General features: G+C 43.7%; 15 protein-coding genes and 1 pseudogene. 10 read left to right on the top strand and 6 right to left on the bottom strand.

Annotated features, from left to right (window positions below):
• Window positions 1-35: 35 nt before the first annotated feature.
• The 5 genes from purH to glyA all read left to right on the top strand — a co-directional run bounded on the left by purH (window position 36) and on the right by glyA (window position 5,985).
• Entirely contained in the window at window positions 36-1,637 is a 1,602-nt protein-coding gene (gene purH / locus EL144_RS10275) for a bifunctional phosphoribosylaminoimidazolecarboxamide formyltransferase/IMP cyclohydrolase (RefSeq protein WP_032995155.1), read from the top strand.
• 153 nt (window positions 1,638-1,790) lie between these two features.
• Entirely contained in the window at window positions 1,791-3,080 is a 1,290-nt protein-coding gene (gene purD / locus EL144_RS10270) for a phosphoribosylamine--glycine ligase (protein ID WP_005703813.1), read from the top strand.
• A gap of 66 nt (window positions 3,081-3,146) precedes the next feature.
• A complete protein-coding gene (locus tag EL144_RS10265) occupies window positions 3,147-3,695 on the top strand; it encodes a hypothetical protein (RefSeq protein WP_032995157.1) in 549 nt (182 codons plus the stop codon).
• Window positions 3,696-4,054: 359 nt separating this feature from the next.
• Window positions 4,055-4,594 (top strand): hypothetical protein, encoded by a 540-nt coding sequence (locus EL144_RS10260; RefSeq protein ID WP_005701114.1) that lies wholly within the window; start codon window positions 4,055-4,057, stop codon window positions 4,592-4,594.
• A 128-nt stretch (window positions 4,595-4,722) separates the two neighbouring features.
• Complete coding sequence (gene glyA, locus EL144_RS10255; protein ID WP_005703817.1) at window positions 4,723-5,985, top strand: serine hydroxymethyltransferase; 1,263 nt, start codon at window positions 4,723-4,725, stop codon at window positions 5,983-5,985.
• A 239-nt stretch (window positions 5,986-6,224) separates the two neighbouring features.
• On the opposite strand, the gene iolG is transcribed toward glyA, so the two are convergent.
• The 3 genes from iolG to iolD are packed head-to-tail and all read right to left on the bottom strand — an operon-like array spanning window position 6,225 to window position 10,135.
• Window positions 6,225-7,235 (bottom strand): inositol 2-dehydrogenase, encoded by a 1,011-nt coding sequence (iolG, locus tag EL144_RS10250; protein WP_005703819.1) that lies wholly within the window; start codon window positions 7,233-7,235, stop codon window positions 6,225-6,227.
• Window positions 7,236-7,237: 2 nt separating this feature from the next.
• Complete coding sequence (gene iolE, locus EL144_RS10245; RefSeq protein WP_005703820.1) at window positions 7,238-8,134, bottom strand: myo-inosose-2 dehydratase; 897 nt, start codon at window positions 8,132-8,134, stop codon at window positions 7,238-7,240.
• Window positions 8,135-8,188: 54 nt separating this feature from the next.
• Window positions 8,189-10,135, bottom strand: a complete 1,947-nt coding sequence (gene iolD / locus EL144_RS10240) for a 3D-(3,5/4)-trihydroxycyclohexane-1,2-dione acylhydrolase (decyclizing) (RefSeq protein ID WP_005703821.1) — start codon at window positions 10,133-10,135, stop codon at window positions 8,189-8,191.
• Between the two features lie 309 nt (window positions 10,136-10,444).
• Here iolD and EL144_RS10235 point away from each other — a divergent pair, with 309 nt between their 5' ends.
• The gene (locus tag EL144_RS10235) at window positions 10,445-12,355 is read left to right on the top strand and encodes a bifunctional 5-dehydro-2-deoxygluconokinase/5-dehydro-2-deoxyphosphogluconate aldolase (protein ID WP_005703822.1); all 1,911 of its coding nucleotides are present in this window, start codon (window positions 10,445-10,447) and stop codon (window positions 12,353-12,355) included.
• A gap of 42 nt (window positions 12,356-12,397) precedes the next feature.
• Here EL144_RS10235 and EL144_RS10230 read toward each other — a convergent pair whose 3' ends face one another.
• Window positions 12,398-13,240: a MurR/RpiR family transcriptional regulator gene (locus EL144_RS10230; RefSeq protein WP_005703823.1), complete on the bottom strand. Its 843-nt coding sequence runs from the start codon at window positions 13,238-13,240 to the stop codon at window positions 12,398-12,400.
• 279 nt (window positions 13,241-13,519) lie between these two features.
• Window positions 13,520-14,350, bottom strand: a complete 831-nt coding sequence (iolB, locus tag EL144_RS10225; RefSeq protein ID WP_005703824.1) for a 5-deoxy-glucuronate isomerase — start codon at window positions 14,348-14,350, stop codon at window positions 13,520-13,522.
• A gap of 256 nt (window positions 14,351-14,606) precedes the next feature.
• Here iolB and EL144_RS10220 point away from each other — a divergent pair, with 256 nt between their 5' ends.
• The 4 genes and pseudogenes from EL144_RS10220 to EL144_RS10205 form a co-directional block, all read left to right on the top strand.
• A complete protein-coding gene (locus tag EL144_RS10220; protein ID WP_005701096.1) occupies window positions 14,607-15,410 on the top strand; it encodes an inositol monophosphatase family protein in 804 nt (267 codons plus the stop codon).
• A gap of 18 nt (window positions 15,411-15,428) precedes the next feature.
• Window positions 15,429-16,772 carry an MFS transporter gene (locus tag EL144_RS10215; RefSeq protein ID WP_012771669.1) on the top strand — a complete coding sequence of 448 codons (1,344 nt, stop codon included), beginning with the start codon at window positions 15,429-15,431 and terminating at the stop codon, window positions 16,770-16,772.
• 235 nt (window positions 16,773-17,007) lie between these two features.
• A complete protein-coding gene (locus EL144_RS10210; RefSeq protein ID WP_005703829.1) occupies window positions 17,008-18,516 on the top strand; it encodes a CoA-acylating methylmalonate-semialdehyde dehydrogenase in 1,509 nt (502 codons plus the stop codon).
• 90 nt (window positions 18,517-18,606) lie between these two features.
• Window positions 18,607-19,221 (top strand): annotated as a pseudogene (locus EL144_RS10205) (Gfo/Idh/MocA family protein); the annotation flags it as partial.
• Window positions 19,222-19,329: 108 nt separating this feature from the next.
• Here the strand turns inward: EL144_RS10205 and adhE are convergent.
• Window positions 19,330-21,951 (bottom strand): bifunctional acetaldehyde-CoA/alcohol dehydrogenase, encoded by a 2,622-nt coding sequence (adhE, locus tag EL144_RS10200; RefSeq protein WP_005703831.1) that lies wholly within the window; start codon window positions 21,949-21,951, stop codon window positions 19,330-19,332.
• Between the last annotated feature and the right edge of the window lie 210 nt (window positions 21,952-22,161).

The following is a 22,161-nucleotide window of genomic DNA, read 5'->3' as shown; positions in this document are numbered from 1 at the left end:
CTCCATTTTACTTCATAAATCAAAGGAAATTATTCATGCAATCAACTCGTCCCATTCGCCAAGCATTGCTTAGCGTGTCCGATAAATCCGGTATTGTGGAATTCACCCAAGGCCTCGTAAAACGCGGTGTTAAGCTGCTTTCTACCGGCGGTACGGCAAAACTGTTAGAACAAAACGGCTTGCCGGTAACCGAAGTGTCCGATTACACTGGTTTTCCGGAAATGATGGACGGTCGCGTGAAAACTTTACACCCGAAAGTGCACGGTGGGATTTTAGGTCGTCGTGGTGCGGATGATGTCATCATGCAACAACACGGCATTGAGGGTATTGATATGGTGGTGGTGAATTTATATCCTTTCGCCGCAACCGTAGCTAAGCCAAACTGCACGTTAGAAGATGCTGTGGAAAATATTGATATCGGTGGCCCAACTATGGTGCGCTCTGCTGCGAAAAACCATAAAGATGTGGCGATTGTTGTTAATAATCAGGATTTTGATGCCATTCTTGCCGAAATGGATCAACATCAAAACAGCTTAACGCTTGAAACCCGTTTTGATCTTGCCATCAAAGCGTTTGAACATACCGCGCAATACGATTCCATGATTGCCAACTATTTCGGACAGTTGGTGAAACCTTATCATGTTGCCGCTGAAGAGGATGCTGAGGCGAAGTGCGGTCAATTCCCACGGACTTTAAATTTGAATTTCGTGCGTAAACAAACCATGCGTTACGGCGAAAATGCCCATCAAAATGCCGCGTTTTATGTAGATCTCAATGTAAAAGAAGCGAGCGTGGCGACGGCAAACCAACTGCAAGGTAAGGCTTTGTCTTATAACAATATTGCTGACACCGACGCAGCTCTTGAATGTGTAAAAGAATTTGATGAGCCGGCCTGTGTGATTGTGAAACACGCCAATCCGTGCGGCGTGGCCTTAGGCAAAGACATTTTAGAGGCCTACAATCGTGCCTATCAAACAGACCCAACCTCAGCCTTTGGCGGCATCATTGCGTTTAACCGTGAATTAGACGAAAAAACGGCAAATGAAATTGTAGAACGTCAATTTGTGGAAGTGATTATCGCACCGAAAGTGTCTGCGGAAGCTGTTGAAGTGGTGAAACGTAAGAAAAATGTCCGTTTGCTTGAATGTGGAGAATGGCAAGCGCGTACCCAACGTTTAGATTTCAAACGCGTGAATGGTGGATTGTTAGTACAAGATGCGGATTTAGGCATGGTGGGCTTGGATGACTTAAAAGTGGTCAGTAAACGTCAACCGACCGAACAAGAATTGAAAGATTTACTATTCTGCTGGAAAGTAGCGAAATTTGTGAAATCGAATGCCATTGTTTATGCCAAAGATAACCAAACTATTGGCATTGGTGCAGGTCAAATGAGCCGCGTGTATTCGGCTAAAATCGCTGGCATTAAAGCGCAAGATGAAGGCTTGGAAGTGGCCGGTTGTGTAATGGCATCCGATGCGTTCTTCCCATTCCGCGATGGTATTGATGCGGCGGCGAAAGTAGGCATTCAATGTGTGATTCATCCGGGCGGCTCAATGCGTGATCAGGAAGTGATTGATGCGGCAGATGAGCATAATATGGTGATGGTATTGACCGGAATGCGGCATTTCCGTCATTAAATATTGCGGGATTTGGGTTACCTAGGGTAACAAGTTACCCTAGGTTAGTTATAATTTTGCCCTTAGGGCAAGAGCAATGTTCCCCAAAGGGGAACAATTATGCTTAACCGTGGGTATACTTACCCACGGCGATTCACAAATACAAGGATCATTATGAACATCCTCATCATCGGAAACGGCGGTCGTGAACACGCCCTCGCTTGGAAAGCGGCGCAATCTCCATTAGCAGATAAAATTTTCGTTGCACCGGGCAATGCCGGGACAGCGTTAGAACAAAAGGTCGAAAACGTGAATATTGCCGCAACGGATGTTCCTGCGTTGGTTAAATTTGCCCAAGATAACCACATTGGTTTAACGATCGTGGGGCCTGAAGCGCCACTTGTGATTGGCGTGGTGGATGCGTTTCGTGCAGTCAGTTTAAACATTTTTGGACCAACGCAAGCGGCGGCGCAATTGGAAGGTTCCAAAGCCTTTACTAAAGATTTTTTAGCGCGTCATAAAATCCCAACTGCGGAATATCAAAACTTCACTGAGGTCGAACCGGCATTGGCTTACTTGCGTGAAAAAGGCGCGCCAATTGTCGTTAAAGCGGATGGCTTGGCGGCAGGCAAAGGCGTGATTGTGGCGATGACGTTGAAAGAAGCGGAAGACGCGGTGCGCGATATGCTTTCCGGCAATGCCTTTGGTGAAGCCGGCAGTCGAGTGGTCATTGAAGAATTTTTAGATGGCGAAGAGGCGAGTTTTATTGTCATGGTGGATGGCAAAAATGTCGAGCCTATGGCGACCAGTCAAGACCACAAACGTGTGGGTGAGAAAGACACCGGTTTGAATACCGGCGGCATGGGGGCTTATTCTCCTGCGCCTGTGGTGACACCTGAAATTCATGAGCGCGTGATGCGTGAAGTGATCTATCCAACGGTCAACAGTATGGCGGCAGAAGGCAATGTTTACACGGGTTTCTTGTATGCCGGTTTGATGATCATGCCAAATGGTCAACCAAAAGTGATCGAATTTAACTGCCGTTTCGGTGATCCGGAAACCCAACCGATTATGTTACGTTTGGAATCGGATTTGGTGGAACTTTGTCTTAAAGCCTGTGATGGCAAATTGGACGAAGTGAAATCCCAATGGAACCCGAAGGCTTCTTTAGGTATCGTATTGGCAGCAGAAGGCTATCCGGGAGATTATCGTAAAGGCGATGAAATCAGCGGCTTGCCACAAAGTGCGGTCGAAAATGAGAAAGTTTTTTTTGCAGGCGTAGAAGCGAAAGCGGGCAAGTTAGTTACCAATGGAGGCCGCGTGCTTTGTGCTACAGCATTGGGCGACAGCGTATTTGAGGCGCAACAGAAAGCCCTGAAACTGGCTGAACAAATTCAATGGAACGGTCGTTTTTATCGTCGTGATATCGGCTATCGCGCCGTGGCTCGTGAGCAGAAAAAATAACGGAAAAAATGACCGCACTTTGAATTTAAACGTGCGGTTTATCATTGTGAGAAAAAGGAGCATGTTATGAAAAAATGTTTTTTGAGTAGTATGGCTATCTTATTATTGGCAGGTTGCGCTAGTGCTTCCGGCGACACACAAGGTTCAGCATTAGCAGGCGAGTGGATTTGTCATTCTATACCGACGAAAGATAGATTGACCTACGATCGCTTGGATCACTTTATCTTAAAATCCAATGGCTCCGGCTCGTTGCGGGGAATTTCCAGTATTGCGATGGATAAGGAAACAACAATTCGCTATTTAACAAAAGGCAATGTCAAATGGCAGAACAAAAATGATGTCTTAAGTTTTGATTTCCTTGATCGTTCTATGGTGCCGGCACACAGTAAAAATGCCGCTAAAGCCATTAAACAGAATAAAACTTTGCAACAGCAAGAAAAAGAACAATTGGATGATTTTTATTGTAAGTGTAACGATCACGTTGAAATGCCAATTGAGCTTAAACAGGATGGCAATAAGCTGATTTTGGGCAAAGACTATGCGACTTGCCGACGAGTGACGGAGAATGATAAAGACATTAAATTACTAAATAAGTGGTTTAATACGAAGAAATAAACAGTTGTCATTCTAAAGTTTATAAAAACGCAGATGATTTTGACCGCACTTTGAACGGTATCATGTGATAGTGGTATCTACTTTTCGTCTTGATAAATGAGTCAAGCATTTTAGAAATAGAAAAAATTCTTTTTACCCCATTAACTTTAGCATTTGATGCTGTTTTTTATTCATTAGGGGGCATTACAACTTTAATGGATAAAAGTACTGAAAAATAGTTTAGTAACATATTTAAGCTGTTTGCAGTAGAATAACAATACGTTAGGTTCTGTATTTGTTTTATAACGTTTTAAATGACTTTGGCACAAATAGCCAGTACCCTTATGATTTTACTTTTTGTAAGTACAGAGGATTTTTACATGAAAAAATTAGTTTTACTCGGATTAACCGTATCACTATTAGGTGGTTGTACTTTGTTGGATATCGTGGATGACGGCAAAATCACCCATCGTAAATTAACTGGTGAATGGCAATGTACCGCCAGCTATCCGGAACATAACACCAAGACGGTGAGTCGTTTGAAACTGATTGGTGACGGTTCGTTGGTAAATAACAGTTCGATTATTGAACCCATTGATAAGCCGTTCTTTGTGTATGATTTAAGCAGTACAGGAACGTGGAAATTAGATGAGCAGACTCACAAATTAACTTATACCCTCACCACCAACTCGGTACAACGCAATCACACTGAAGATGCCTTGGACGCTATGGAAAAGGATTCCAGATATAAACCTTACGAAGAGAACCTGTTTAAGAAATACAGCAAGCGCATTAACAAACAAAACACTATTAATTTTGTAGTTACGTCATTAACTCGTGATTCGAAAAATGGGCAATATACGCTTGTTTTAGAACAAAAAACTGCACAGAAGAGCTATATAAGTTCTTGCGTGCGTTAATAACAATGATCTTGGTGAAAATTTTTCATCATCATGGTGAAAAAAACACATCTGATTTTATTAAAAATTACCTACGAAATTGAGTACAATAACGCGTATTCCAATTAACTACCAAGAAGGAAAACACAATGTTTAAAAAGAGCATGAATATCGCCGATTACGATCCGGTTTTATGGCAAGCCATTCAAGATGAAAATCGTCGTCAAGAAGAGCATATTGAACTTATCGCTTCCGAAAACTATGCCAGCCCGCGCGTCATGGAAGCACAAGGTTCACAATTTACCAATAAATATGCGGAAGGCTATCCGGGCAAGCGTTACTATGGTGGTTGTGAGTATGCCGACATTGTGGAACAGCTTGCTATTGATCGTGCAAAAGAATTATTTGATGCAGATTATGTGAACGTACAACCGCATTCCGGTTCACAAGCTAATGCGGCGGTATATGGCGCGTTAATTAATGCAGGTGATACTATTTTAGGGATGGATTTAGCCCATGGTGGTCACTTAACCCACGGGGCGAAAGTAAGTTTCTCCGGTAAAATCTACAATTCTGTGCTTTATGGTATTACTGCTGATGGTTTAATTGACTATGAAGACGTACGCCAAAAAGCCTTAGAGAGCAAGCCGAAAATGATCGTGGCCGGCTTCTCTGCGTATTCTCAAGTGGTAGATTGGAAGAAAATGCGTGAAATCGCCGATGAAGTGGGCGCGTATTTGTTTGTTGATATGGCGCACGTTGCAGGCTTAATTGCGGCAGGTTTATATCCAAATCCATTACCATACGCCCATGTTGTCACTACAACGACTCATAAAACCTTGGGTGGTCCGCGTGGTGGTTTAATTCTTTCTTCTTGTGGCGATGAAGAGATCTACAAAAAATTGCAATCTTCCGTATTCCCGGCAAACCAAGGTGGCCCATTAGTCCACATTATTGCGGCAAAAGCGGTTTGTTTCAAAGAAGCATTAGAGCCGGCGTATAAAGAGTATCAAGCGAAGGTAATCCAAAATGCCAAAGCTATGGTGGAGATGTTTAAACAACGCGGTTACGACGTTGTGTCTAACGGAACTGAAAACCACTTGTTCTTGGTGAGTTTTATCAAACAAGGTTTAACCGGTAAAGCGGCAGATGCGGCGCTTGGCAAAGCTAATATCACGGTGAATAAAAACTCTGTGCCAAATGATCCGCAAAAACCATTTGTCACATCCGGTATTCGTGTCGGCACCCCGTCCGTGACCCGTCGCGGTTTTAACGAAGCTGATGTGAAAGAGCTTGCAGGTTGGATGTGCGATATATTAGACGCGCTTGGTAAAGAAAACGAAGAGCAAGTGGTTGCTGCTACCAAGGAAAAAGTATTGGCAATTTGTAAACGTCTTCCGGTTTATGCCTAAGTCCAATTAAACGAATAAACAAAAGCGGCAATAAAAATTGCCGCTTTTTCTTTATGGGTGTTTTAGTTATATTTTCAATATGTTATTTCTGTTTCTGGGTTAAAGATTGAATGGATTAAGATAAGTTTCTGCTAATTTTTATATCCAAAGTGCGGTGGTTTTTCCGAGCGTTTTTCATATCACTATAAAAAAACAAAAGACCTGAAGATTCAGGTCTTTTTTTATACTCAAAACGTGTATTAAGCAATTTCTGCCAGTTTTACCGGGCGTCCTTCATCTAAAGAACGTTTGGCGGCAAGTGCGATAATCACAGGTTGTAACCCGTCATTGCCGTTCACTAAAGTTGGTTTGTCGTTCACTACGGAATCCACAAAACACGCCATTTCATCGGCGAAAGATTGCATATAGCGTTCTAAGAAGAAGTATTTCGGTTTTTCGGCGATAACACCGGCTTCACAGGAATACACGGCGGTAGAATCCGTATCATTACGGGTTTGTACCGCGCCTTTGGAGCCGAACACTTCTGCCCGTTGGTCGTAGCCGTAAACCGCTTTTCGGCTGTTATCGATCACACCGATAGCACCGTTAGCGAGTTTTAACGTGATGACGGCGGTGTCAATGTCGCCGGCTTTGCCGATTTCCGGATTCACCAACACGCCGCCTGCGGCATACACTTCCACCACTTCGCTACCGGATAAATAACGGATCATATCGAAATCGTGGATAGTCATGTCGAAGAACATCCCGCCGGAGACTTTTACGTATTCAATAGGCGGTGCGTCCGGGTCGCGAGAGGTGACGCGAATTAAGTGCGGTTCGCCGATGTCGCCGTTTTCTACACGGGTCTTGATGGCTTTAAAGTTATGGTCAAAGCGACGGTTAAAACCTACTTGGAATTTCACTCCGGCTTTTTCTACTTCAGCCAAGACTTCTTTAATGCGATTCACATCGGCATCTACCGGTTTTTCGCAGAAAATGTGTTTGCCGGCACGGGCGGCTTCAATAGAAATCGGTGCGTGGGTATTGGTGGAAGAACACACTAACACGGCGTCAATTTCAGGATCCTGCAGAATTTGTTTGTAATCCTCATAAACGTGTGGAATGCCCATGTCTTTCGCCCATTGTTTGAGTTCATCAGTGACGCGAACATCGGAAATCGCTTTGATTTCAGCGCCTTTGACATATTTTGTGATGCTTTCGGAATGCACGCGACCGATACGACCGGCGCCGATAATGCCTACTTTAATCATGATTAAATCCCCGCTGTTTCTTTAATGTACTTACGGCCTTTAACGGCATATTCAAATGGATTGGCAATGGCCGGATCCTGTTCCGCTTCAACGACCATCCAGCCTTTGTAATTGTGTTTTTCGAGAATGTCGAAAATCGGTCTGAAATCAATCACACCATCGCCCGGCACGGTAAAGGTGCCTTTACGCACGCCTTCCAGGAAGCTCAGATTATTGGCTTTTACGTCGGCGACCACTTTATCGCGCACGTCTTTCAAATGCACGTGGCAAATGCGGTCGATGTATTTTTCCAAAACATCCAGCATGGCTTTTTGTGAGCCTTCAGAATAGTAGAGGTGACCTGAATCGAATAACAAATACACGTCATCATTAACCACCGCCATATATTTATCAATTTCTGCTGGGGTTTGAATGCCGGTGCCCATGTGGTGGTGCAGGCAAACTTTCATGCCTTTTTCGGCGGCAAGTTTGGCAAGTTCGTTGTAACCTTCGGCGAGGCGTTGCCATTCCTCTTCGGTGAATACGGTTTTCTCTTTGAACACGGCTTTGGTGGTGCCTTGAATACTACGGCTTTGTTCGGAACAACCGATCACTTTGGCGCCCATGGTATGGAGGAAATCACGATGTTTGATAAATTCTTTGATGGTTTCCTCTTTTTTACCATCGACAAAAAACGTACTGAACCACGCATTACAAATTTGAATACCGCGAACAGCCAGCTTATGTTTTAACACGTCCACGTCGCGCGGATATTTATTTCCAACTTCACATCCGGTAAAACCCGCAAGTGCCATTTCACTGACACATTGTTCAAAGGTATTCTCTTTGCCAAGATCAGGCATATCATCGTTAGTCCAACCGATTGGCGCGATACCTAATTTCACGTTTTCAGCTTTCATAGTGTTTTCCTTCTCAACAGAGTGGTTAAATTGGAGATAATAAATTGAATCGGATTAATAACGTCTTGCTTCGTTAATGTGTTTCACGCTGCTTTCATGCGCTTGGCGGATTTTTTCTTTTTCTGACACTTCTGCTACGCCAACGTGCCACCAGCTGCCGTAGCCGTGAATCATGGTTTTTGGCAAGACTTTTATGTCAATCAACGTAGAGATGGTTTGTTTTTTCGCATCGGCAAGGGCGGCGCGTAATTCCTCTTCAGTGGTGACTTTATAGGTTTTACAACCGTAAGATGCCGCATTCATGGCAAAGTCAACGGGCACGAATCCGCCGTCTAATTTATTGGTTTGCGGATTTCTGAAGCGGAATTCGGTGGCGAAGCTGTCCATACCACTGCCGATTTGCAGATTGTTAATACAGCCGTTTGTCATGTTGTCGAATAAAATTACGTTGATTTTTTTATGTTCCTGAACGGAGGTCACCAGTTCGGAATGGAGCATCATGTAAGAACCGTCGCCCAATAAGGCATAAACCTCTTTTTCCGGTTGCGCCAATTTCGCGCCCAATGCGGCGTTCACTTCATATCCCATGCAGGAGTAGCCGTATTCCAGATGGTAAGTGTTTTCGCCCTTGGATTGCCATGCCCGTTGCAAGTCGCCCGGCAAGCTGCCCGCGGCGCCTACGATAATGTCGTTTTCGCCCAAGGTTTCATTGAGAATGCCTAACACGCGGCTTTGGGGCAGATGGGATTGGGTCAATTTAATAAATTCCGCATAAACTTTTTCCCGATCCAAGGCATCGTCCACTTCCGGCACGAAATTGGTTTCGGTGTAAACCACGTGATAAATCCGTTGGAGTTCTTGGGCAAATTGCGCTTTGGCTTCGGCAACGGCGTTGCCCCATTGGGCACGGTAACGGTAGCCCGTCAGTGCTAAAAGTGCGGTCAGTTTTTCCAGCGTTTCTTTGGCGTCGGCAACCACTTGGACGCCATCCAGTTTATAGGCATCGAAACGGGCAACGTTGATGTTCAGGAATTTCACATCCGGATGTTGGAAGATCCATTTGGAGGAGGTGGTGAAATCCGTGTAGCGCGTGCCGATACCGATAATCAGATCCGCTTCTTTTGCCAACAGGTTGGCGCTCAAACAGCCGGTCTCGCCTACACCGCCCACGTTCAAAACGTGCACGGAAACGACCGCACTTTTTCCCGCCTGGGTTTCGGCAAAAGGAATCTGGAAGGTTTCGGCAAACTGTTTTAATTGCTCCGCCGCTTCGGAATAACGCACCCCGCCACCGCAGACAATTAACGGTTTTTTCGCCTTCAGAATCAAATCCACGGCAGATTTCAACATAGGTTCGGTAGGGAGCGTGCGCTCAATGCTGTGAATGCGTTTTTGCAGGAAATATTCCGGGAAATCGTAGGCTTCTGCTTGGACGTCTTGCGGCAGGGCGATGGTGACGGCGCCGGTGTCCGCCGGATCCGTTAATACCCGCATGGCGTTAATGCAGGCGGTCATCAGTTGCTCCGGACGGCTGACTCTATCCCAATATTTGCTCACGGCACGGAAAGCATCGTTTGTGCTGATGCTTAAATCATGAAATTGCTCGATTTGTTGTAAAACCGGATCCGGTTGGCGGGTGGCGAAAACATCACCCGGTAAAAGAAGAAGCGGAATGCGATTGGCGGTTGCGGTGGCGGCGGCAGTAATCATGTTGGCGGCGCCGGGACCGACGGAAGAGGTGCAGGCGTAAATTTTTTTACGCAGATTTTGTTTGGCAAAGCCGATTGCCACGTGCGCCATGCCTTGTTCATTACGTCCTTGGCACACAATCAGATCACCACTGTCTTGTTCCAACGCCTGACCGATTCCAAGCACATTGCCATGACCGAAAATACCAAAGATACCTTCAACAAATTTTGTTACTTTGCCATCAAATTCGATATATTGATTATCAAGAAATTTTATAAGCGCTTGTGCAACAGTAAGTCTTACGGTTTTCATCAGAATCTCCTTTTACGGGTAGCTAGCATTGAAACCAGTATATAAGCATTCTTTTAATTTTAAATATTTTTGAAACAAAAATTTCATTTTTGAGACATAGATCAAATTTTCCCGAATTTATATTTTATCTTTAAAAAACACTTAAACAGCCTATTAACAGTATGAATCATAAAATACCGAATAGAAAATCGGATGATGTCTGTTTTGTGATTAAGGTCTAAAAAATTAAATTTCAATATTGATTTTTTTGAAATATGTGTTTCAATTTGTGTAGGTGAAACAATTTTACTAAGTAGAAGGAATTGCATTATGAAAACGGTAGAAAAAACATTAGACCTTATCTGTCTTGGTCGGGTTGCTGTTGATCTTTATGCACAACAAATCGGTGCCAGATTAGAGGACGCTTCTTCTTTTTCCAAATATCTGGGCGGATCCTCCGGTAATGTGGCCTATGGTACGGCGGTGCAAGGCGTGAAATCTTCTATGTTGGCACGCGTTGGTGATGAGCACATGGGACGTTTTTTACGCGAGGAATTACAACGCGTCGGAGTGGATACCAGCCATTTGATTACGGATAAAGAACGTTTGACCGGGCTTGTGATTTTAGGCATTAAAGATCAGGATACTTTCCCGTTGATTTTTTACCGCGAAAATTGTGCCGATATGGCGATTACCAAAGCGGATTTTGATGAAAGCTATATTGCTTCCGCCAAAGCCTTAGCCATTACCGGCACGCATTTGTCCCACCCGAAAACCAGAGAAGCGGTGTTGACGGCGTTGGAATATGCGGGCAGAAATAACACAAAACGTTTGTTGGATATCGATTATCGCCCGGTGTTATGGGGACTGACCTCCTTAGGGGATGGAGAAACCCGTTTTATTGATTCGGAAGCGGTGACGAAATCATTGCAAGAAGTCTTACACCATTTTGATGTGTTGGTGGGAACAGAAGAAGAATTCCATATTGCCGGCGGTTCGACAGATACATTAACCGCACTTAAAAACGTGCGTAAGTTCAGCCACGCCGTTTTAGTTTGTAAACGTGGTGCATTGGGTTGCTCGGTATTTGAAGGTGAGATTCCTGATGATTTGGACGGCGGACTAAATGTTTATGGCGTCAGAGTGGAAGTGCTGAATGTGCTTGGTGCGGGTGATGCCTTTATGTCAGGGCTGATTCGTGGTTACATCAATAATGAAGGTTGGGAGCAGTCTTGTCGTTATGCCAATGCTTGCGGAGCATTGGTGGTTTCCCGCCACGGTTGCGCTCCTGCAATGCCGACCAAAGCGGAGTTAGATAATTATCTTGCCCGTGCAGAATCGGTACCTCGTCCGGATTTGGATGAACAACTTAATCATTTACACCGTGTGACTACTCGAAAAGCCAAATGGGATAACTTGTGTATTTTTGCCTTTGATCATCGTAAGCAACTGGTCGATATGGCGAAAAAATACGGTGCGGATGTCAAACGGATTCCTAAATTGAAACAGCTTTTATTGCAGGCGGCGGAAAAAACGGCGCAAGAAGAAGGTATTTATGATGGTCAGGCAGGGATTCTTGCGGATACGACTTTCGGACAGGCCGCATTGAATGAAATTACCGGTAAAAAGTGGTGGATTGGACGTCCGATTGAATTGCCGTCTTCCCGTCCATTACGTTTGGAACACGGTGATTTAGGTAGCCAATTAGTCGGCTGGCCACAAGAACATGTAGTGAAATGTTTGGTCTTTTATCATCCGAAAGACAGTGCTGAAATGAAAGCGGAGCAGGATTCAACCTTAAAACAGGTGTATCAAGCCTGCTGTCGAACCGGTCATGAATTGTTATTAGAAGTGATTTTGCCTGCAGATATGGAACAAAACGAACAATATTATGCAGACATCATCGCACACTTCTATCAGTTAGGCATTAAACCGGATTGGTGGAAATTGCCGGGCGTATCGGCACAAGGCTGGGCGAATATCAGTGAAGTGATTCGCACAAACGATCCATACTGTCGTGGTATTCTGATTTTAGGTTTAGATGCGCCGGAAGAACAATTCAAAGCCGTATTTGACGCATCAGTAGGTGCGCCTTTAGTCAAAGGCTTTGCTGTTGGACGGACCATTTTCGGACAACCATCGGCAGACTGGCTTGCTGGAAAATTAACGGATGACGAGTTGATTACCGAAGTGGGCGAAAGATACAGAAGATTAATTAAACTGTGGCAAGCCCGCAAATAAGCATAAACGTAAAATGCCCCGTCATGGGGCATTTTTTGTTACTTAGTGTTTTTTCTCTTTTTCTTTCTCTTTTTCCAATCCCAACACAATTGCCAATGTTTGAACCAGCGTCATGGTAGAGCATTGTGAACGGAATCCCAGCACCTGGGCTTCTTTTATCACAAATGCGATATCGCTAAACGCAAGTAGCGGGCTGATTTGGCTGTCGGTGATAGCGATTTGTTTAACGCCTTTCTTGGCGCTGGTGTTCATAATGTTGACGGTTTCCGCCGCATAAGGTGAGAAACTAATCGCGACGACCACATCCCCTTCTTTGACCTGACTAAGCTGCTCATCAAACATGCCGCCTAAGCCGTTGATTAAAAAAGCACGACAGTCCAAATGATGTAGTGCATAGTTAAGGTAGCAAGCTGCGCTAAAAGAACGCTTTAACCCAATAATAAAGATATTATTTGCTTCTTTTAGTATCTTAGCGGCGGCATAAATTTGTTCATTTGTGGTTTGTTCTGCTAACTGATGCAATGCCTGACTATTGGCTTGCGAAAAGATTGTTAAAATATCTTCCGGCGATTCTTCCCCTTCCGATTGCGCGATTTTATGCGAAAGTTGCAGCCTTTCTGTGTAATTTGTCGTTTTTTCCATGAGATTTTCGCGAAAGATTTGTTTCATTTCGTTAAAACCGGAAAAACCGAATTCGGCGGCAAAACGGATTAGTGTAGAGGGAGGGACATCTGCTTTTTCTGCAATCGTGGCGACCGTATCAAAAACGATGCTATCGCTGTTATCTAAAATGTATTGAGCAACCTGCTTAAGCCTTTTACTTAAACTGTCGTAGCGGGTTTGTATTTCTGTTTGTAAATTGGTTAATTGAGATTTTTCTTTCATATTGTTATATCCATAAAATAAATATTTCTAGATCTTATAGAGATGGATTAAAAACCTCAAGAAAAAAAGCGGTCATTTGGCTTGAAAAAATCAGTATTGTGTAGCAAATGCACAAAACAGTTGTTTAGCTTGTCGACGCATGAGTTTTATGCTGCCCAAACACAGATATTACTCAGGATGAGACAGGTTACCAATCGTCATTTCAGCTTTGTGAAACTACATAAAAATACCGGAAAAAATGACCGCACTTTAAGTCGATTTTATGGATTTAAACTTTCGTTATTTGAATTTATCGGCGTATTTTTCACTGTTGATCCAGGCGTGATCCTGTTCCCAAGTAAAGCGCCATTTTCTGACCGGTCCCGCCATGACGTTTAAGTAATAGTTGTCATAACCGGCAATAGTAGCGACCGGATGATAACCTCTCGGTACCTGAACCACATCGCCGTCATATACCGCCATACATTCATCTAATGAACGGTCGTCAGTGTAGACCCGTTGTAATGCAAAACCTTGCGATGGCGAGAAACGGTGGTAATAGGTTTCTTCCAAATAGGTTTCTGTTGGAGAGTTTTTATCATCATGTTTATGGCTAGGAAATGAACTGGTATTGCCCTCATCAGTAAACACTTCTACGACCAATAATGCGTCTGCGGTTTCGGTCTCTGGCAATATATTATGTACTAAACGCTTGTTATTGCCATATCCCCGTTTTTCCACGCCCACGTCTTTCGGTTCAATTAAACGAACCGACAAATTGCCTTGACTTGGTGCACGACAAACAGCCAGTTCCAAATAGCTTTCCGCTTTTATTTGAACCTGTTGATGATGTGGAACATACACGGAATAAGGTGGGACCCGTTCAAACGGGGAGGCTCTATTTCCGATATGCTCAAAGGTCGCTTGGGCAGTCGTCACGGTCGCTTTACCTGCCACCAAAACAAAACAAGTCTCGGTATTTTCTGTGTCGAAGGTGAGTTCTTGGTCTTTTTGTAAGTGGTACATTTCAAAACCGACGTACTCCCAATTGGCCGTTTGGGGTGTGATTTTTTGTACTTCGCCGTTTTTTTCGGGATGATCTTTTCTTGATTTGGATAGTAAATAACTCATCGCGTCCTCCTAAAATAAATAGCTCAATAAACCCTTTGGATAATACTCCCTTAGCTCAATTAATCTACTAGGATTTCATTAAAATCAGATACAGATCACAAAAGTGAAACAAAAAATTCATTTTTTATTTATATGTATTGAATTTTCCAAAATGGAGGGTTAACGTGGGTTGTCTGTAAAATAAACAAGGAGAAATATTTCAATTTATAAACTTAAGCCGTAAATCTACAACAATGTATTAATCAGGAGAATATATATGGACATTGAACTACGAAATAGATATTTATTTTCTCAGGAGTTAGTCAAAGAAGTTGGGAAAATTGCACTGGATTTTTATCTTAATCGCAAGGAGTTAAAAATCGAGTGTAAAAAAGGCGATTTGCAGGATCAAGTTAGTATTGCAGATAAAACCGTCGAAGCGAAAATTAAAGACGCATTAAAACAGTATTTCCCGCAAGATGGTTTTTTAGGAGAAGAATCCGGTGCAGAAAACTTAGCCTGTGAATATTGTTGGGTAGTGGATCCTATTGATGGTACCAGCCCATTTTTATATGGATTAAATGCTTGGTGCATTTCCATTGCAATTCTACACAAAAATCAGATTGTCTCCGGTGTGATTTTTGACCCCGTCCACAATGAGTTATTCAGAGCAATGAAAGGTGATGGGGCATTTCTTAATGATCATCCTATTCATGTTTCCTCCTCCACCTCATTAAAAGAAGGATTAATGGGATTAGGCGTGTCTCACCGCGTTCATCCTAATACTTTTACTCCCGTGCTACATCAAATTTTACTTGATGGCGGAATGTTTATTCGCAATGGTTCCGGCGCATTAATGTTGGTGTATGTGGCGGCAGGTCGTTTGATTGGCTATTTTGAACCGCACATTAATGCTTGGGATGTTTGTGCAGCTATTATTATTGTTCAGGAAGCCGGTGGATGTGTGAATAATTTCCTTGAAAATGATGGCTTATTAAAAGGAAATTATATTTTAGGTTGTTGTAGTGAAGCTGTGTTTACAAGACTAAATCACATCAAAAACTCACATGAAACACAATGAAAGTAGAAAGGAGGCTATATGTCAGTTCTCAGCTTTTTTAAGGCCAGTTCGGCAATCCCCTTGAAAGATTATACGGAGAAAATGTTTAAGAGTACTCGAATGAAAAGCTTTTGGGCGTTTTCATTTGCTTATGCCATTTATTATGTCTGTCGTTTATCTTTTAACGTAGCCAAACCTATTTTGGTGAATAACGGAATCTTAACGCCAACAGAACTCGGGGTTATCGGTTCCGCAACCTTTATTACTTATGCTGTCGGTAAATTCGTCAATAGCGCTTTGGCCGACCATTCCAATATCGTTCGTTTCTTTTCCGTCGGATTGTTTTTTTCTGCGCTTGCTAACTTTGCCATGGGAATGAACACCAGTGCGATTGTGCTTACCATTATTTGGGGTTTCAACGGCTGGGTGCAATCTATGGGGGTGGGGCCTTGTGTCGTGGCATTATCCCGTTGGTATGATGACAAAGAACGCGGCTCCTATTATGGTTTTTGGTCTGTTGCTCATAATGTTGGTGAAGGCATTACCTTTGTTGTCACAGCTGCCGTGATTACCACATTCGGTTGGCGTGCAGGGTTCAATTTTGCAGGGATTGCCGGATTATTGGGCGTGCTTGTGACCATTATGTTTATGAAAGATTCACCGGAATCTTGTGGATATAAACCGATTATTAAAACCGAATCGAAAGATGAAGTTTTTGATAATAAGGAAGTGTTAAAGCACCAATGGGACGTCATAAAAAATCCGGCGATTTGGATTTTGGCGGTTGCCTCTTGTTGTATGTATATCGCCCGTTACGGTGTGAACAGTTGGGGCGTTTTTTTCCTTGAAAACGGAAAAGGTTATACCACTATTGAAGCCGCATCCATCATTAGCGTGAACAGTATCGTCGGTATTTTAGGAACAGTGGTTTCAGGATGGTTATCCGATCGTTTCCTACATGGTAAGCGAAATATTATGACCATCGGTGTCAGTTTGTTGAATGCGATTTCCTTAGCCGCGTTTTTATTTGCACCGAATGGCAATACTTGGTTCTCCATTATCGCCCTTTCCGTATTTGGTATTACGCTTGGCATCCAATTGTGCTTCTTAGGTGGATTGTTGGCCACAGACATTTCCCATAAATCTGCTTCCGGCATAGCACTAGGTATGATGGGCGTTTTCGGTTATGCAGGGGCTGCAGCAGGGGAATTTTTGACTGGATTTATGTTGGATAAAACGACCGTAATTAATGAGGCCGGTAAGAAAATTTATGATTTTGACAGCTTGTCTTATTTCTGGGTCGGTGCAGATGTTTGTTCTGTTTTAGCATCCGTTCTATTTGCTATCGTCGTGTATTATCAAACCAAACGAATAACGAATTAATGATGAATGGCAAAAAGTGCGGTGGATTTTTACCGCACTTTTATATTTTGCAGAGTAAAATCAGATACAGATCACAAAAATGAAATAAAAAATTCAAATGAAATAAAAATGATTTGAAAATTTTATTTTATTTTCCTACTCTATAGCTACCTTGGGTGATGAGCATCGTTGTTTTATGTAAATTGCCATTCGTTTATCGCATGTTAATTTCTTAAATCATAAGAAGGAGTTCAAAATGGAAACTGTTTATAACTTTATTAATGGTAAACAAGTGCCAAGCAGAGGGACAAAAGCGCATCCGATTTATAATCCGGCAACAGGCGAGCAAATTCGCCAAGTGATCATGAGTTCGCCTGATGATGTCAATGAAGCGATTGAGGTTGCGCATAAAGCCTTTGCCGATTGGTCAGCGACCTCTCCGCTACGTCGTGCCCGTATTATGTTTAAATTTAAAGAATTATTGGAAAGAGATTGGGATTCATTGGCGCGTTTAATTGTTGAAGAACATGGTAAAGTTTATTCCGATGCCTGTGGTGAGTTGACACGTGGTTTGGAAGTGGTGGAGTTTTCATGCGGTATTCCTCATTTATTGAAAGGTGAATTTTCAGAGCAGGCAGGGCGTGGCATTGATATTCATTCTTCCTTACAACCATTAGGGGTAACTGTAGGTATTACGCCATTTAATTTCCCAGTAATGGTGCCGATGTGGATGTTCCCGATTGCATTAGCCTGTGGTAATACCTTTATTTTAAAACCGGCGAAAGCCGATCCTTCTTTGTCCATTCGTTTGGCTGAGTTGCTAAAAGAAGCCGGCTTGCCTGATGGTGTATTTAATGTGGTACATGGTGACCGTAATGACAATGAAATTTTATTACGTGATCCGCGCGTTCATGCAGTGAGCTTTGTGGGCTCTACACCGGCGGCGGCACATGTATATAAAGTCGGTTCCGAGTTCGGCAAACGCGTGCAAACTTTTGGTGCGGCGAAAAACCATGCATTGATTATGCCTGATGCGGATATTGAATCCACGGCGAACGCTTTGTTGGGAGCCGCATTTGGTGCAGCGGGTGAGCGTTGTATGGCACTGGCATTAGCTGTGACGATTGATGATGAAACCGCAGATAAATTAGTGGCGGCCTTAAAACCGAAAGTAGAAGCGCTTCGTTATGGTCCGGGTATTCCGAAAGACGGTGAAAAAGAAATGGACTTTGGTCCGTTAATTACTCAACAACATCTTAATAATGTGACGAATTACATTACAACTGGTGTGGAAGAAGGCGCAACACTCGTTGTTGATGGTCGGGGTAAAAAACCGGCAGGTCATGAAAATGGTTTCTTTATTGGTGGCTCCTTGTTTGACAATGTAACTGGCGATATGGTGATTTATAAAGAAGAAATCTTTGGTCCGGTGCTTGGTATTGTCAGAGCGAAAAGTTTTGAAGAAGCGATGAAATTGATTAATGAACATCCTTATGGAAATGGTACGGCAATCTTTACCTCCGATGGTGGTGCGGCGCGTGAATTTGCGTATCACGTTCAAGCCGGTATGGTGGGTATTAATGTGCCGATTCCGGTGCCGATGTCATTCCACTGTTTTGGCGGTTGGAAACATTCTTCTTACAGCACGTTGAACGTTTATGGTCCGGACGGTGTTCGTTTCTACACGAAGATGAAAACCGTCACCACACGTTGGCCGAATAAATATGTGATTGAGAATGCGGCATTTAGTATGCCTACATTGTAATCAGCTTCATTTTTAAATCATTGGGAGGAGATAATGGAAAATTGGAACTTATCTCCTCTTATTTTATGCAATAAATGGTAAGGATAGGGTATGAAACAAGTGCGTATCGGTTTAGTCGGAACAGGGTATATCGGACGTTATCATGCAATTGCTTATGCGCAGGCACCAACGGTTTTTTCGCTTGATGCCGAATTAGTGTTGGAATATTTGGCCGAAGTCACATCGGAGTTAGCGGAAAAGAAAGCAAAAGAATTCGGATTTAAACGTTTTACGGACGATTGGCGTGATATTGTGCAGGATCCGAATGTGGATGTCGTAGATATATGCACCCCTAATTTTCTTCATAAAGAAATCGCATTAGCCGCCATTGCCAATGGTAAACATGTTTATTCTGAAAAACCACTTGCACTGACCGCGACTGACGCCAAATTGATGTATGAGGCGGCGAAACAGGCGGGCGTTAAAACGTTGGTAGGGTTCAATTATATAAAAAAACCAACAACGCAATTAGCAAGAGAAATTATTGCAAACGGTGAAATTGGTGAGGTGATTCATTTTTATGGTACGCATAATGAAGATTATCTTGCTAATAAAAATACACCATTGGATTGGCACTGTGTGAAAGAAAAGGCCGGTTTAGGTGCACTCGGCGATCTTGCCGTGCATATTGTTCAAATGTCTCAGTATTTACTAGGGCAGGACGTTGGCAAAGCCAACGTTCAAAATCCTTTGGATTTTTTGACCGCACTTTGGGTGGAAAAAGAAAAGCCTAGAAATATTTCTAGGCTTTTTTTGTTAAGGCATAATGAGGAATTAATAATCCTTCGGATCATACCCATAATAAGCTCGAGTTAGAATCGTTTGCATATCTTCTACCATCGGTAAACGAGGGTTTGCCGGGGAACATTGGTCTTCAAAGGCGAGCAGTGCCACATCACGACGGGCATCCATCCACGCTTTTTCATCCAAGCCTTGTTCTTTGAAAGACATCTTAATGCCACAACGCACAGCTAAATCGTAGCAGGCTTGGGCGTAAGAACGTACGCCTTCTTCCGGTGTGCTGCAAGGCAAGCCGAGCATACGGGCGATGTCTTGGTATTTTACATCTGCTTTGTAGTAATTATATTTCGGCCACGTAGCAGTTTTTTCCGGACGAGTACCGTTATAACGAATCACGTGCGGCATTAAAATCGCGTTGGTGCGTCCGTGTGGTGTATGGAAACGCCCGCCGATTTTGTGGGCAAGGGAGTGGTTCATCCCTAAAAACGCATTGGCGAATGCCATACCTGCCATGGTGGAGGCGTTGTGCATTCTTTCGCGCGCTTCAGGATCTTTTTCGTTCACGGATTTTTCCAGGAACTCAAACACCAGTTTAATGGCTTGCAGTGCAAGACCATCGGTGAAGTCGCTAGCAAGAATGGATACATAAGCTTCGGTGGCGTGGGTTAATACGTCCAAGCCGGTGTCGGCGGCGACATGTGCCGGTACAGTGATCACTAATGCCGGATCCACAATGGCGACGGTCGGGGTAAGCGAGTAGTCGGCAATCGGGTACTTTTTATTACCTTCGGTGATAACCGCAAACGGTGTCACTTCAGAACCGGTACCGGATGTTGTCGGAATACCGATAAATCTGGCTTTACGACCTAGTTGCGGGAATTTAAACGCGCGTTTACGTATATCCATGAATTTCTGTACCAAATCGCGGAAATCCACTTCCGGTTGTTCATAGAATAACCACATCACTTTTGCCGCATCCATTGCCGAACCACCACCCAGGGCGATAATGGTATCCGGTTTATAGTTACGGATTAACTCCGTACCACGGCGTACGGTTTCAATGGACGGATCCGGTTCTACATCGGCAAATAATTGGTAGGTTACGTGATTGCCACGAGCCGTAATTTGGTGGGCGATTTTTTCTACGAAACCTAAGTCCACCATGGTACGGTCGGTGACGATGACCACGCGTTCCATGCCGCCCATGGATTGAAGATATTGAATTGAATCCCGTTCAAAATAGATTTTTGACGGCACTTTAAACCATTGCATATTGTTTCTCCGTCTGCCTACTCGTTTAATGTTAATTAAATTGACCGCACTTACGTTGTTGCCCACGGAATTTTTACCATAAGAACCACAACCTAACGTAAGGGAAGGCAGGAAGGCGTTATACACATCACCGATACCGCCGAAGGTAGAAGGCGAGTTCCAGATAACGCGAATGGCTTTCACCCGTTTACCAAATTCTTTGGCAAGCTCCGCATCGGAGGTGTGAATGGCGGCGGAGTGACCCAAACCGTGGAATTCCACCATTTGTTCCGCTTTTTCAAGACCGTCTTCACGGGAGGTAGATTTAATTAAAGCCAGTACCGGAGAAAGTTTTTCACGGGTTAGCGGCTCTTTTTCGCCCACTTCTTTACATTCGGCAAGCAGAATATTGGTTCGCGGTGGCACTTTGAAGCCCGCCTGTTCCGCAATCCAGGCGGCAGGTTTACCCACCACATTGGCATTCAGTTTCGCGCCGCCATAGTTCTTGCTGTTGGCTTTTGTGCCGAACATGAATTCTTCCAGCATGGCTTTTTCTTTCTTGTTCACCATATAAACGCCGTAAGAAAGCATTTCTTTTACAAAATCGTTATAGATTTCTTCATCGACGATGGCCGCCTGTTCGGAGGCGCACACCATGCCGTTATCGAAGGATTTAGACATCACGATGTCGTGCACTGCTTGTTTTAAGTTGGCGGATTTTTCCACATAAGCCGGCACGTTACCTGCACCGACGCCCAATGCCGGTTTGCCGCAGGAATAAGCAGCTTCTACCATGGCATTCCCGCCGGTAGCAAGGATGGTGGCGATGCCCGGGTGTTTCATTAAAGCGGATGTGCCTTCCATAGATGGTTTTTCGATCCATTGAATACAATTTCTCGGCGCACCGGCGGCAATAGCAGCTTCATACACAATGCGGGCGGCGTGCGCGGAAGATTGTTGGGCGGAGGGGTGGAAGGCAAAAATGATTGGGTTACGGGTTTTTAGCGCAATGAGGGACTTGAAAATGGCGGTGGATGTCGGGTTGGTTGTCGGGGTGATCCCACAGATGACGCCCACAGGATCGGCGATTTCGGTGATGCCTGTTACATCATTTTCACTTATTACGCCGACGGTTTTTAAATGCCGCATATTGTTAACGACATATTCACAGGCGAATAAATTTTTGGTCGCTTTATCCTCAAATACGCCGCGCCCGGTTTCTTCATAAGCGTGCATCGCCAGCACACCATGTTGATCCAGCGCCGCCACAGAGGCTTTCGCCACAATGTAGTTCACCTGCTCTTGGTTCAATTGGCGGAATTCTTTCAGCGCAACCAAACCTTTTTCAACCAGAGCATTCACTTCTGCTTGTGCAGGACTTACTGCATTTTCAACATTACTCATAATGTTTTCTCCTAAAGTTTAAAAATTAAAATATAACTGGTTAGAATTATATTGTATGCACAAGTGATCTTAATCACATTTTTTGGTGATTAGCTGAAATGTTTGATCTGGGTCAAAAAACAAACTGCTTTGACTACCGTTATTTATTTGGGATTGGTTGGATTGGCGGTTATGCTGGTCATATAAAAATAAAGGTAACGCATTGCAAAC

The organism is Aggregatibacter aphrophilus ATCC 33389 (assembly GCF_900636915.1).
Taxonomy (GTDB): Bacteria; Pseudomonadota; Gammaproteobacteria; order Enterobacterales; family Pasteurellaceae; genus Aggregatibacter; species Aggregatibacter aphrophilus.
This window is presented reverse-complemented; position numbering and strand designations above follow the sequence as displayed.